At 68.9% G+C, this 12,948-nt stretch carries 14 protein-coding genes and 1 rRNA gene; 9 read left to right on the top strand and 6 right to left on the bottom strand.

The annotated features are described in order from the left end of the window. Nucleotides 1-208: 208 nt before the first annotated feature. A 16S ribosomal RNA gene (locus tag GEV26_RS04105) occupies nt 209-1,727 on the bottom strand. Between the two features lie 639 nt (nt 1,728-2,366). On the opposite strand from GEV26_RS04105, the gene GEV26_RS04100 reads away from it, so the two are divergent. After that, the gene (locus tag GEV26_RS04100; RefSeq protein WP_153651885.1) at nt 2,367-3,443 is read left to right on the top strand and encodes an SDR family oxidoreductase; all 1,077 of its coding nucleotides are present in this window, start codon (nt 2,367-2,369) and stop codon (nt 3,441-3,443) included. 2 nt (nt 3,444-3,445) lie between these two features. On the opposite strand, the gene GEV26_RS04095 is transcribed toward GEV26_RS04100, so the two are convergent. Next, nucleotides 3,446-3,919, bottom strand: a complete 474-nt coding sequence (locus tag GEV26_RS04095; RefSeq protein WP_153651884.1) for a MarR family winged helix-turn-helix transcriptional regulator — start codon at nt 3,917-3,919, stop codon at nt 3,446-3,448. 88 nt (nt 3,920-4,007) lie between these two features. Here GEV26_RS04095 and GEV26_RS04090 point away from each other — a divergent pair, with 88 nt between their 5' ends. Continuing rightward, complete coding sequence (locus GEV26_RS04090) at nt 4,008-4,895, top strand: alpha/beta fold hydrolase (protein WP_153651883.1); 888 nt, start codon at nt 4,008-4,010, stop codon at nt 4,893-4,895. Here the strand turns inward: GEV26_RS04090 and GEV26_RS04085 are convergent. Further along, nucleotides 4,876-5,442 carry a TetR/AcrR family transcriptional regulator gene (locus tag GEV26_RS04085; RefSeq protein WP_153651882.1) on the bottom strand — a complete coding sequence of 189 codons (567 nt, stop codon included), beginning with the start codon at nt 5,440-5,442 and terminating at the stop codon, nt 4,876-4,878. The two genes, GEV26_RS04090 and GEV26_RS04085, sit on opposite strands and share 20 nt — an antisense overlap. Nucleotides 5,443-5,496: 54 nt before the next feature. Here GEV26_RS04085 and GEV26_RS04080 point away from each other — a divergent pair, with 54 nt between their 5' ends. The 3 genes from GEV26_RS04080 to GEV26_RS04070 are packed head-to-tail and all read left to right on the top strand — an operon-like array spanning nt 5,497 to nt 7,373. After that, nucleotides 5,497-6,231: an MBL fold metallo-hydrolase gene (locus GEV26_RS04080; protein WP_153651881.1), complete on the top strand. Its 735-nt coding sequence runs from the start codon at nt 5,497-5,499 to the stop codon at nt 6,229-6,231. A gap of 31 nt (nt 6,232-6,262) precedes the next feature. Further along, on the top strand, nt 6,263-6,754 hold the full coding sequence (locus GEV26_RS04075; protein ID WP_153651880.1) for an FBP domain-containing protein: 492 nt from the start codon (nt 6,263-6,265) through the stop codon (nt 6,752-6,754). A gap of 4 nt (nt 6,755-6,758) precedes the next feature. Next, nucleotides 6,759-7,373, top strand: a complete 615-nt coding sequence (locus tag GEV26_RS04070; RefSeq protein ID WP_153651879.1) for a TetR/AcrR family transcriptional regulator — start codon at nt 6,759-6,761, stop codon at nt 7,371-7,373. On the opposite strand, the gene GEV26_RS04065 is transcribed toward GEV26_RS04070, so the two are convergent. From GEV26_RS04065 to GEV26_RS04055, 3 genes are read right to left on the bottom strand one after another with little or no spacing between them, the layout of a single operon-like run. Next, nucleotides 7,328-8,095: an EAL domain-containing protein gene (locus GEV26_RS04065; RefSeq protein WP_153651878.1), complete on the bottom strand. Its 768-nt coding sequence runs from the start codon at nt 8,093-8,095 to the stop codon at nt 7,328-7,330. The genes GEV26_RS04070 and GEV26_RS04065 overlap by 46 nt on opposite strands. Before the next feature lie 40 nt (nt 8,096-8,135). Next, nucleotides 8,136-8,930 carry an MFS transporter gene (locus GEV26_RS04060; RefSeq protein WP_153651877.1) on the bottom strand — a complete coding sequence of 265 codons (795 nt, stop codon included), beginning with the start codon at nt 8,928-8,930 and terminating at the stop codon, nt 8,136-8,138. A 49-nt stretch (nt 8,931-8,979) separates the two neighbouring features. Beyond that, nucleotides 8,980-9,570 (bottom strand): TetR/AcrR family transcriptional regulator, encoded by a 591-nt coding sequence (locus tag GEV26_RS04055; RefSeq protein ID WP_153651876.1) that lies wholly within the window; start codon nt 9,568-9,570, stop codon nt 8,980-8,982. 128 nt (nt 9,571-9,698) lie between these two features. Between GEV26_RS04055 and GEV26_RS04050 the strand changes: the two genes are divergently transcribed. The 4 genes from GEV26_RS04050 (at nt 9,699) to GEV26_RS04035 (ending at nt 12,939) form a co-directional block, all read left to right on the top strand. Next, nucleotides 9,699-10,445 carry an alpha/beta fold hydrolase gene (locus GEV26_RS04050; protein ID WP_153651875.1) on the top strand — a complete coding sequence of 249 codons (747 nt, stop codon included), beginning with the start codon at nt 9,699-9,701 and terminating at the stop codon, nt 10,443-10,445. 61 nt (nt 10,446-10,506) lie between these two features. Next, complete coding sequence (locus GEV26_RS04045; RefSeq protein WP_153651874.1) at nt 10,507-11,070, top strand: hypothetical protein; 564 nt, start codon at nt 10,507-10,509, stop codon at nt 11,068-11,070. After that, nucleotides 11,063-12,538 (top strand): dihydrolipoyl dehydrogenase family protein, encoded by a 1,476-nt coding sequence (locus GEV26_RS04040; protein ID WP_153651873.1) that lies wholly within the window; start codon nt 11,063-11,065, stop codon nt 12,536-12,538. Before GEV26_RS04045 ends, GEV26_RS04040 begins: the two co-directional genes overlap by 8 nt. Then, nucleotides 12,535-12,939, top strand: a complete 405-nt coding sequence (locus GEV26_RS04035; protein WP_153651872.1) for a PaaI family thioesterase — start codon at nt 12,535-12,537, stop codon at nt 12,937-12,939. Before GEV26_RS04040 ends, GEV26_RS04035 begins: the two co-directional genes overlap by 4 nt. The last annotated feature ends 9 nt before the right edge of the window (nt 12,940-12,948 follow it).

Genomic DNA, 12,948 nt, shown 5'->3' with positions numbered 1-12,948 from the left:
GATCCCTCAGGACCCAACAGTGTGCCTGATTCGGTAACAAATTTCCCAGCGACGTTCCACGCCCTTGCGAGCAGTACTGACCCTGGTGGGCTGCTACCAAGCCAAATAATCGACGATCCACTAGTGAGCTGAGACGCACCAACACATTCGGCTGGTAAACGTCTCAATGGACAACCACCACGATGGGCAGCTGCCAGATGCTCCTTAGAAAGGAGGTGATCCAGCCGCACCTTCCGGTACGGCTACCTTGTTACGACTTCGTCCCAATCGCCAGCCCCACCTTCGACAGCTCCCTCCGTAAACGGTTGGGCCACTGGCTTCGGGTGTTGCCGACTTTCATGACGTGACGGGCGGTGTGTACAAGGCCCGGGAACGTATTCACCGCAGCGTTGCTGATCTGCGATTACTAGCGACTCCGACTTCATGGGGTCGAGTTGCAGACCCCAATCCGAACTGAGACCGGCTTTTTGGGATTCGCTCCACCTTACGGTTTCGCAGCCCATTGTACCGGCCATTGTAGCATGCTTGAAGCCCTGGACATAAGGGGCATGAAGACTTGACGTCATCCCCACCTTCCTCCGAGTTGACCCCGGCAGTCTCCTATGAGTCCCCACCATTACGTGCTGGCAACATAGGACGAGGGTTGCGCTCGTTGCGGGACTTAACCCAACATCTCACGACACGAGCTGACGACAGCCATGCACCACCTGTAAACCGACCACAAGGGGGGCCGTATCTCTACGGCTTTCCGGCATATGTCAAACCCAGGTAAGGTTCTTCGCGTTGCATCGAATTAATCAGCATGCTCCGCCGCTTGTGCGGGCCCCCGTCAATTCCTTTGAGTTTTAGCCTTGCGGCCGTACTCCCCAGGCGGGGCGCTTAATGCGTTAGCTGCGGCACGGAGACCGTGGAAGGTCCCCACACCTAGCGCCCAACGTTTACGGCATGGACTACCAGGGTATCTAATCCTGTTCGCTCCCCATGCTTTCGCTCCTCAGCGTCAGGTAATGCCCAGAGAACCGCCTTCGCCACCGGTGTTCCTCCTGATATCTGCGCATTCCACCGCTACACCAGGAATTCCGTTCTCCCCTGCATACCTCTAGTCTGCCCGTATCGGAAGCACGCTCAGGGTTGAGCCCTGAGTTTTCACTCCCGACGCGACAAACCGCCTACGAGCCCTTTACGCCCAATAATTCCGGACAACGCTCGGACCCTACGTATTACCGCGGCTGCTGGCACGTAGTTGGCCGGTCCTTCTTCTGCAGGTACCGTCACTTTCGCTTCGTCCCTGCTGAAAGAGGTTTACAACCCGAAGGCCGTCATCCCTCACGCGGCGTTGCTGGATCAGGCTTTCGCCCATTGTCCAATATTCCCCACTGCTGCCTCCCGTAGGAGTCTGGGCCGTGTCTCAGTCCCAGTGTGGCCGGTCACCCTCTCAGGCCGGCTACCCGTCAATGCCTTGGTGAGCCATTACCTCACCAACAAGCTGATAGGCCGCGAGCTCATCCTTCTCCGCCGGAGCTTTCCACCTCCAAACATGCGAAAGGAGGTCATATTCGGCATTAGCCATCGTTTCCAATGGTTATTCCAAAGAGAAGGGCAGATTGCTCACGTGTTACTCACCCGTTCGCCGCTCGTGTACCCCCGAAGGGGCCTTACCGCTCGACTTGCATGTGTTAAGCACGCCGCCAGCGTTCGTCCTGAGCCAGGATCAAACTCTCCGTTGAAGCAGCTAAAGCGCTGCCAAACTTCAGTTCAACCTGACAAACTATTTGCTGACAAATAAATTGTCGGAATTGATTCCATCAAGCCAACCAAACAAACCCGAAAGTCCATCTGGCAAGTCTCGACGGGGTACTACTAATTAATCTCGTCGACTTTTGGCACACTGTTGAGTTCTCAAGGATCAGACGCTCACCTCGACCCAGCCACTGGCTGGATCTCAGGGCAACTCGTCCAACTTACACGGCTCGTTTTCACCGGTCAAACCCGGGTCGGTCACCATGTCGCTCGTGCGTTGTTGCGGTCCGTCTCCGGGTGCTTGTACACCGTGCCGTCGACCGCTGCTCGAACTTGTCTGACGCCCTACGTTGCGCGCCTCGCGGCTGCGTTTCGCTGTGCTGTCCAACAAGAAGAACATTACACGGGCCCCTGCCGAGACGCCAAATCGAGATTGGCCGTTTCGTGCCTCTTGAGAGGCTGTCTCGCGCGGACGCCGCGAGATCTCGGGCAAAAGTCGTTGCGAACTTTTTTTGGGCCCCGAAACCGGCTCCCCGGAATTGCAGGAGTGGGGCAGATCCGCCTCAGCGGGTACACCTGAGCGTCGGCCGGTTCGGCCGACTGCATCCTCCTCGGAAGGACTCCTCATGACCTCCCCCAGCACTCCCGGACGCGCCCTGGTCGTGGGCGCGACCGGCATCATCGGCCAGGCACTGAGCACCCAGCTCGTCGCTCAGGGCTGGAACACGTTCGGCCTCTCGCGCAGTGGCCGCGCCCAGGCCGGCATCACCTCGGTCGCGGCGGACCTCGGCGACCCGGAGGGGCTCGCCACCGCCCTCGCCGACGTGCGTCCTGACCTGGTCGCCATCACGGCGTGGACCCGCCAGGAGACCGAGGAGCAGAACATCGCGGTCAACGGCGCAGCCGTGCGCCACGTGCTGGCGGCGCTCGAGCCCGCGGGGTCCGTGCAGCACGTCGCCCTCGTCACCGGGCTCAAGCACTACCTGGGGCCGTTCGAGGCGTATGGGTCGGGCGCGGTGCCGGACACCCCGTTCCGCGAGGAGGAGCCGCGACTGGACTACCCGAACTTCTACTACGCCCAAGAGGACGAGCTCTTCGCCGCCGCCGAGCGCAACGGGTTCACGTGGAGCGTGCACCGCTCGCACACCGTGTTCGGGTTCGCGACCGGCAACGCCATGAACATGGTGCTGACGATCTCGGCGTACGCCGCCCTGTGCCGGCAGCTGGGACGGACCTTCGTGTTCCCCGGCTCCGAGCTGCAGTGGAACGGGCTCACCGACGTCACCGACGCCGATCTGCTCGGCGAGCAGATCATCTGGGCCGGGACCCACGAGGCCGGCGCCGACCAGGCGTTCAACATCGCGAACGGGGACGTGTTCCGCTGGCGCTCGCTGTGGCCGCGCATCGCGGACCACTTCGGCGTCCCGTGGGAGGGCTTCGACAAGGAGCCCCGCCCGCTCGAGCAGAGCATGCAGGGCATGGCCGACGCCTGGCGATCGATCGCCCAGCAGCACGACCTCGCGGAGCCGGACCTCGATCGCATCGCGTCGTGGTGGCACACCGACAGCGACCTCGGCCGCACCGTGGAGAGCCTCACCGACATGAACAAGAGCCGTCGCGCCGGCTTCCTCGGCTTCCGGGACTCCCGGGAGAGCTTCTTCGAGCACGTTCGTCGCTACCGGGAGGCCCGCATCATCCCGTGACGTCAGAGGGTCGGGTCGTCCGCGCCCCAACCGGGGGCGTCGAGGCGCACGGGACGGGTGCCGACCAGCTCGCGGAGGGCCTCCTCCATCTGGGCGAGGGTGCCCTCGCCCACGCGACCCTCCCAGTCGGCACGGAGTCGGTCCATGATCTGCTGCCCGTCGGCGAGCATCGTCGCGCCCAGGGGCGTGACCTGGATCCTCGTCCGCCGACCGTCCGCGGGATCCGGCGCACGGGACACGAACCCGCGCGCCTCGAGGGCGGCGATCCTCTTGGCTGCTGCCTGCTTGGTCACGGCCATCCTGCGGCCGAGCTCCGAGGCGCTGTCGGCTCCGGAGAGGATCGCGTGCAGCGCGAAGTCGTCCACCGCGCGGACGTCCCCGTAGCCCCGCTCGGCCAGCTCCCGCGACGCGGCATCGGCCAGCGCGCGAAAGCCCCCCAGCAGGAGGAGCGCGAGGTCAGGCCCTGATCGTGACACGGGTGCAGCCTAGTCGCGCCCTTGCGAAGGACAACGTGGTTGTCTTAAGGTCAATCGACAACCACGTTGTCCATCAAGGGAGGGCGTCATGCCCGTCGTCGAACCTCTGGGCGCGACCGTGCCCGGCGTCGCGCACCACCTCGATGAGATCAACGGGGTCCCGCTGCACCACGTCACCGCCGGGGACGCCGGGACGCCCGTCCTGCTGATCCACGGGTGGCCGGAGACGTGGTACGCCTTCCACCGCCTGATCCCCCTGCTGGCCGACCACCACCGCGTCATCGCGGTCGATCTGCGCGGCTTCGGCGACTCCGGGACGGACGCCCCGGCGTACGACCAGGCCAGCCATGTCCAGGACCTCCACCTGCTCGTCGAGCGGCTCGACCTCGGCCCCGTCCACCTGGTGTGCCAGGACATCAGCGGCGGCATCGGTTTCCGCCTCGCGTCCACCCACCCCGAAGACGTGCTGAGCCTGACCGGGATCGAGACCACCTTGGCCGGATTCGGCTTCGAGCTGCTCGCCGACGTCCTCCATGGCGGCTCCTGGCACGTCAGCTTCCTCGGGACGCCGGGGATCGCCTCGCTGCTCCTGCCCGGCCGCGAGCGCGAGCTGATCGCCGAGTGGGCCTATCCGCTGATGACGGGTCCAGCCGGTGGCATCGACCCGGGAACGATCGAGGAGTTCGTGCGCACGTACTCCCGAGACGACGCGTGGCGCGGCACCGAGGGCCTCTACCGCGAGCTGTTCGTCGACGAGGGTGCGACCCGGGCGCTCGCCGAGGAGCACCCGCTCACGATGCCCGTGCTGGCCGTCGACGGCGTCAACCGGCCGTTCACCGCGAACACCTTCGGACAGGTCGTCGCGGGCGAGCTCTCCGCGGTCGTGATCGACGACGTCGGGCACCTGGTCGCACAGGAGGCGCCCGAGGCGCTCGCCGAGGCCCTGTTGCACTTCATCAGTGGGGTCGAGCGGTGATCGCGTCGGCGAGGCGGGCGATCCCGTAGTCGAAGGCGGCATCGACCTCGCCGCCCAGGCGGAACTCACCGCCCAGCTCCATCGCGATGAACCCGGTGACCCAGGCCGTGACGGTCCGCGCCGCCTCGAGCGCCTCGTCAGGCCGGGCCAGCTCGGCCACCACCGCGAAGAGGGGCGCACTCGCGGCGAGCAGCTGCTCGTGCGACAGCACGTCCTCCTCCCCCGCCGAGAACACCAGCCGGTACGCCGCGGGCCGGGAGCGCGCGAACGTACGCACGGCGACGGCCAGGTCCTCGAGCCGTTGGCGGGGGTCACCGTCGCCGGGGTCGGCCGCGAGGAGCTGGGCGCGCAGGTCGTCCGCGGCCGCCGCGGCGATCATGCCGATCAGCTCGCGCCGGCTGCTGACGCGCTTGTAGAGCGACGGAGCACGCACCCCGACACGCTGCGCGACGGCGACCATCGTGACCGCATCGAGTCCGTCCGCGTCGAGGATCTGCTCTCCTGCCGCGACGATCGCGGGCAGGGTCGTCCGTTCCGGTGTGGGCACGAGCCCATCGTAGGCTATTGCGCGTAGCCATGATGGCTATGTAGTGTAGCCATCATGGAACTCGCACCCGGCCTCCGCCGCATCGGCAATGACGTCATCGCCACGCACCTCGTCGTGACCGGTGACGGCATCACCCTCATCGACGCCGGCCTCGCCGGCCAGTGGCGCGACCTGCAGCGCGAGCTCGACGCGATCGGACGCGCCACGAGCGACATCCGCGGCGTCGTGCTGACGCACGGCGACAGCGACCACATCGGCTTCGCCGAGCGCCTGCGCCGCGACCACGGGGTGCGGGTCTTCATCCACTCCGCCGACGCGGCCCGCGCCCGGGGAGAGGAGAAGACGAAGCCGGCCATCGGTCGCGTCAAGGCGGCCCCGCTCCTGCGCTTCCTCGCGTACTCACTCCGCAAGGGTGGCCTGCGCACCCGCTGGCTCACCGAGGTCCAGGAGATCGCCGGCGGCCAGGTGCTGGACCTGCCCGGATCGCCCGAGATCATCGACCTGCCCGGGCACTCCCCCGGCAGCGTCGCGATCCACGTCCCGGCCGTCTCGGCGGTGTTCGTGGGCGACGGGCTGACGACCGGGCACGTGCTGACGGGCCACCAAGGACCCCAACCGGCACCCTTCACCGACGACCCGGCCGCGGCCGCCGCATCCCTGGCCCACCTCGAGGACCTGCAGGTCGACTGGGTCGTCCCCGGGCACGGCGCACCGTGGCACGGCGGGGTCCCTGCCCTGCTGGCCGCGTACCGTGCGGCCATGGAGGTCCCGGGTTCCGACCAAACCTAAAGCCTTTAGGAAGCCTGCTACGTTCCTCAGCATGGACGTCCCGGACCCCGCCGCGCTCAGGCGCGCCTTCATCAACAGCTCCCGCAGCCGGACCGCCTCGATGTCGCTGCCCACCCCGTGGCCGCCGCCCCGCGCGAGCGAGCTCGACTTCGTGGGGTGGGTCGACCCGAAGGCGCCGCTCCGCGCCTACCTCGCGACCGGCTCCGCCGCAGGTGACGACCTCACGTGCGTGGAGCTGCGCCTGCCCAGCGCCTCGGCCAGGGCCAAGCGCCAGACGATGTGCGATCTGTGCCAGACCTCCGACGCACCGGACGGCTCCCTGCTGATGGTGGCCCCGCGGTCGGGGGCCCGCGGCCGCAGCGGCGACACCGTCGGCCTCTACATCTGCAGCGACTTCGGCTGCTCGCTCCGGGCGCGGCGACCGCTCAAGGAGCACGAGAGATCGGTCACGGGTGCACCGGACACGAGGGTCGAGGCCCTCCGCGAGCGGGTCGAGGCCTTCGTCGCCCGGGTCCGGGGCTGACGCCGTGGCGCGAGCAGGGCTGACCCCCGACAAGGTCACCCGAGCCGGAGCGGAGCTGGCCGACGAGCTGGGCTTCGACCGGGTCACCCTCTCCGAGCTGTCCCGCCGGCTCGGCGTCCAGGTCGCGAGCCTTTACTCCCACGTGGAGGGATCGCACGGGCTTCGCACGCGCATCGCCCTCCTCGCGCTGGAGGAGCTGGCCGACCGCGGCGAGGAGGCCGTAGCGGGCCGGTCGGGGTTGGAGGCACTGGGCGCGCTGGGGACCGTCTACCGCACGTACGCAGCCGAGCACCCGGGCCGGTACGACGCCGCAAGACTTCCCCTGGACGCGGCGGTCGCAGCGGCGAGTGCCGGACCACGCCACTCGCGCATGCTCCGCGCAGCACTGCACGGCTACCGTCTGCCCGAGCCCGAGGAGACCCACGCCGTGCGGATGCTGGGAAGCCTGTTCCACGGCTTCGCGACACTCGAGCTCAGCGGAGGCTTCGCGCACAGCGACCCGGACTCGGCCGAGTCCTGGGCCCGCATCCTCGACGCGATCGACACGCTGCTGCAGGGCTGGGCCTCCTCGACTCAGCCGAGGCCGGCGGGCGGTGAGAGCAGCTCGGGGCGCACCTGAGGGAGCTGCTCGAACGCCGGGCGGGCGAACCAGTACCCCTGGAACAGGCGGATGCCGGCCCCCTTCAGCACCCGGAACTCCGCCTCGGTCTCGATGCCCTCGGCGAGCACCGTGATGTCCAGCTCCTTCGCGATGTCGACGATGCCGGCCACGACCACCTGCCGAGCCCGGCTCGTGTCGATCCCGCGCACGATGCGCATGTCGATCTTGATCAGGTCGGGCTGGAACTCGGCCAGCAGGCCCAGTCCCGCGTGCCCGGCGCCGAAGTCGTCGATCGCGGTCGTGAATCCGTGCTTGCGGTACTCGGTGATGATGTTGGTCAGGTGCACGGTGTCCGAGACCCGCTCGTCCTCGGTGAACTCGAACATGATCGAGGACATGGGGAACCCGGTCTCCCGGGCCGCGAGGAGCGTCGCGCGCAGGCACGCCGCGGGCTCGTAGACCGCATTGGGCATGAAGTTGATCGACAGCTTCAGCTCCTGGTCCGCGGGGAACAGCCCCGAGGCGAGCTGGATCGCCTTGACCCGGCAGTCCTGGTCGAAACGGTACCGCTGGTCGGCCGACACCTGCGACAAGATCTCGCCGGCGCCCTCCCCAGCACGGCCGCGCACGAGCGCCTCGTAGCCCCAGACGCGCCCCGCGTCCGCGTCGTAGATGGGCTGGAAGGCCATGCTGAAGTCGACCTCCAGCTCGCTGGACGTCCTGCAGCCTGCGCACGTCATCGGGGTGCCTCCTCGTGACTCGCCGGCCTGTGCGCGCGGCTCACGCAGCGGGCGCAGGATCGGGACTGCGACGCCGGGCCACGTGGAGCGCGAGCGTCGTGACCACCAGGACGACCGCCGCCACCACGGCTGCGACCAGGACCTCGGTGGTGTCGTCGCTGCTGCCGGTGACGGCGATGCCGATCATGGCCCAGATGCCTGCGGCGGCGTACGCCACATTGCCCCGGGTCGCGACCAGCACGGCCAGCAGGGCGATGACCGCGATCACGACCATGACGATCTGCCAGCCGAGCCCGTCGGCCTCCAGCGAGGTCGCGTCGACGAGTGCCGTGGAGAGGTTGAGGAAGAACGCAGCCGTGACCCACCCGGCGTAGAGGCCCACGGACGCGCCGGTGAGGACGGCGAGCCAGCGCGGGGCGATCGCCGCCCGGGTCGTCGTGAGCACCGCGTCCACCGCGGCCAGCAGCATCACGAGCAACGCCCCCGCGGTCGCCTCGCTGCTGTCGAGCCCGGCCAGCACGATCCACACCGTGCCGCCGAGGTAGAGCACCACGAGATCGATCTGCAGGCGCCGCGGCACCGCGTCCGCGCCGCGTACCAGCACCGCGATGGCCTGGGCGATGGCCAGCGTGTAGATGACGCCCCAGATCGAGAAAGCCCAGCCGACCGGGGTGATGAGCAGCTCAGGCCCTGAGCCGTCCCCCGGCGAGCTGCCGGGTCCGTTGGCCGTCACCACAGGGGCCACGACCTCGAGGACGGCGGCCACCAGCACCACCCATGCCAACCAGGTCTGGCCCGTGTCCCGCCGCGCGGCTGTCGTCCCTGTCGTCACCATGGGGCCTTTGTACCCCGTCGCGAGGCATCGAACGCGGACGCGCGGGTGTTCAGCGCCCCGGAACCGCCGAGGTGCCGCCCCGGATGACCGCCAGGCAGCCCCGGAAGAACGACCCGGCGACGGCGTTGGGGTCACCGAGATATCCCGCGACCATGGCGCCGTCGCGAAGGAGCATCAGGTCGTCCACGACGTCGTCGACGTCGGGCAGGTCCAAGGGAGCGAGGAGCTCGGTGAACATGGTCCGGTACCAGGCGCGGTGGGTGGCGACGGTCCTGCGCACAGGACTCTCGGGATCGGGGTTCTCGGCCGCGGCGTTGATGAAGGGGCAGCCGCGGAATCCCGGGCTGCAGGCCACGATCCCCGTCTGCTCGCAGATCGTGCGCAACGCTGTCACGGCGTCGCCGTTGCTCGCGGCGATGGCCGCACCGATGCCGTCCCGCTCGAGGGTCGCCCGCTGCTCGAGATAGGCGACGACGAGCTCGTCCTTGCTCTTGAAGTGGCGATAGAACGTCACCTTCGTGGTGCCGGCGCGCTCGATCACCTTGTCGACGCTCACCGCACGCAGACCCTGCGCGTAGAAGAGCTCGCTCGCGGCGTCGATCAGACGTTCACGCATGGGCACCGGCACGGGCTCGATCATACGGCTCCTCGCCCGGACCCCTTGCGCTGTGCCGCGGGACGGGAGTACGTTTCGTTGTAGAGTGACTAGTCATTCTACCTCGAGCGGCACATGCCAATCGTCCCCTCCACACCAAGGACAGACCCACCATGCACACTCCTCCCCCGTTCCTCATGACAGCGACCGACGAGTCCGGCTCCGGCGGAGCGCCCGGCACCGTCCGACCCACGATCGTGCTCGTGCACGGCGCATGGGCCGACTCCTCCAGCTGGTCACCCGTGGTCGAACGGTTGCTCGCCGCCGGCTTCCCGGTCCGCTCGATCGCCAACCCGCTGCAGGGCCTCGACACCGACACCGCATACCTGCTGAGCCACCTGGCCGCCATCCCGGGACCGATCGTCCTGGTCGGTCACTCGTACGGCGGCGCGGTGATCAGCAACATCGACCCGTCGGCGTACGACATCACGGCGCTGGTCTACGTCGCGGCATTCATCCCGCTCAAGGGCGAGGCCGTCGGTCAGCTCGCTGCGCAGTCCAGCACTCCCCTTCCGCTGCTGTCCGTCGAGGTCGACGGTGCCGCGGAGGTCACGATCGACCCAGCAGGCTTCCGGGCCGCGTTCGCCGGCGACCTCGACGAGACCAGCGCGGCCAATCTGGCCGTCGCCCAGCGGCCCGCCAACGTGCGCGCCGTCTCCGAGCCGAGTGTCAACGAGGCGTTCCGCTCGGTCCCGACCTGGGCGCTGGTCACCCGCCAGGACCACGCGATCGACGTGGACCTGCAGCGGATGATGTCGGGCCGCGTCGACGCGCGGGTCACCGAGGTCGACGCCTCGCACGCCGTGATGCTCAGTCGCCCCGATGCGGTCGCCGACCTCATCACCCAGGCAGCTCGATGACCTGCGCCCGCCGACACGAAACCCCCACCCCGATCACCTGCCACTCACACCGAGGAATCTCATGACCACCATCACCACCAGCACCCACGACCTCGCGACCGCACTGCGGAAGCTCTACTTCGTCAGATTCGGGTTCGCCATCATCTGGGCGATCCTGATCATCGCCACCGGAGGGGACATCGATGCATTCACCGCAACGCTGCTCGTGATCTACCCGCTGTTCGACGTGGGCGCCGCCCTCGTCGACCTCCGCGCCTCGAGGGCCACGCGTCCCGCCGCCGGCCTGTACGTCAACATCGCCCTCAGCACGGCCACCGCGATCGGCCTCGGCATCGCCGCCACATCGGGCGAGCCCGCTGTGCTCCGCGTCTGGGGTGCATGGGCCATCACCGCCGGGATCGTGCAGCTCGCCGTCGCGGTCACCCGCCGCAGGCTCGGCGGCCAGGTGCCGCAGATCCTCAGTGGCGGCATCTCCGTCCTCGCGGGCGGCTCATTCATCGCCGCTGCCTCCGCGGACGACCCGACGCTGACCAACATCGCCGGGTACGCGGTGCTCGGCGGCATCTTCTTCCTCGTCTCGGCCCTGCGCCTGAACCGCGCGTCGGGAGTGGATCAGGATGCCTGAGGACACGTACGACGTCATCGTCATCGGGGCCGGTCCGGTCGGTGAGAACGTCGCCGATCGCATCGTGCAGGGCGGGCTGACTGCCGCGATCGTCGAGCGAGAGCTCGTCGGCGGGGAGTGCTCCTACTGGGCCTGCATGCCGACCAAGGCGCTGCTCCGCGACGCCGCCGCGCTTCGGGCCGTCCGCTCACTCCCTGCCGCGGCCCAGGCTGTCACGGGAGAGCTGGACCCGGCGGCGGTGCTGCGCCGGCGGGACAGCTTCGCCTCGCACTGGGACGACGCTGGACAGGTCAGCTGGCTCGTGGGAGCAGGCGTGGCACTGTTGCGCGGCCAGGGCCGCATCGTGGCCGACCGCACGGTTGAGGTCTCCTCGGCGGCCGGCGCGGCCACCACGGTCCATGCGCGTCATGCCGTCGTGGTGGCCACCGGCAGCAGCGCCTTCGTCCCCCCGGTCCCGGGACTGACCGAGACCGCGCCATGGACCAGCCGGCAGGCCGCCTCGGCGCACGCGGTCCCCGCCCGGCTGACCATCGTCGGCGGAGGTGTCGTCGGGACCGAGATGGCCACCGCGTACTCCGCCCTCGGCGCCCGGGTCACGCTCGTCTCCCGCGACGGCATCCTGCCGACCGTGGAGCCGTTCGCCGCCGCCCGCGTGACCGCCGCACTCGAGAAGGCCGGAGTCGAGCTCTACCCGACGACCGCCCCGGCCGAGGCACGCCGGGACGGGACCGGCGCGGTCCACCTGACCCTCGCGGACGGGACGACGATCGTGTCGGACGAGATCTTGGTCGCGACGGGCAGGACGCCGAACACCACGGACCTCGGCCTGGAGCGGATCGGCCTGGCCCCGGGCGACTGGCTGCGCGTCGACGAGTCGCTGCGCGTCGTGGACGCGGAGGGCGCGGTCGTCGGGGACGGGTGGCTCTACGCCGCGGGCGACGTCAATCGGCGCGCGCTGCTCACCCATCAGGGCAAGTACCAGGCGCGGGCGGTGGGCGACACCATCGTGGCCCGCGCCCGGGGCACCGAGGTCGACCTCTCGCCGTGGGGTCGGCACGCCGCGACGGCGGACGATCGCGCGGTCACGCAGGTGATCTTCTCCGATCCGGAGATCGCCGCGGTGGGCCTCACCCTGCGGGCCGCGACCGACACCGGGCTCGACGTGCGCGCCGTCGAGTACGACCTCGGCGCCGTGGCCGGGGCGAGCCTGCACGCCGACGGGTACGAGGGTCGGGCGAGCATGGTCGTCGACGTGTCACGCAACGTGCTGGTCGGCTTCACCGTCGTCGGGCCCGATGTCGCCGAGCTGCTCCAGGCAGCCACGATCGCGATCGTGGGCGAGGTCCCACTCGAGCGGTTGTGGCACGCTGTCCCGGCGTATCCGACCATGAGCGAGATCTGGCTGCGTCTCCTCGAGACGTACGGCAGGGACGCCCATTCCCGCACGCCTTTCCCAGGAGCACGATGACCATCACCCCGGAGGACGTCTACGCCCTCGCGCCGTACGCCAGGACCCTGGGCGTGACGTTCGAGGACATGGACGCTGCCGAGCTGCGGACCCGGCTGGCGTTCACCGACGCCCTCTCGACCACGGGAGGATCGCTGCACGGTGGCGCGCTGCTCGGGCTGGCGGACGTGAGCGCCGCGGTGTGCGCGGCGCTCAACGCCCCGCCGGGCACCCGACCGGCGACGGCGGACTCGACAGCGCGGTTCCTGCGTCCGGCCCACGGCGACGTGTCGGCTGTCTCGCGCCCGGTGCAGGTCACCCGGTCGCGGGCGATCGTCGAGATCGAGATCATCGACGCCACCGGCGACCTGTGCGCGAAGGTGACCCAGTCGGTGTCGCTCATCACCTCGCGGGACGCCTGACCCTGATGG

Origin of the sequence: Aeromicrobium yanjiei, from assembly GCF_009649075.1 — a bacterium.
In the GTDB taxonomy this organism is placed as follows: domain Bacteria; phylum Actinomycetota; class Actinomycetes; order Propionibacteriales; family Nocardioidaceae; genus Aeromicrobium; species Aeromicrobium yanjiei.
The sequence above is the reverse complement of the archived record's forward strand: the minus strand, read 5'-3'. Positions and strand labels throughout refer to the sequence as shown.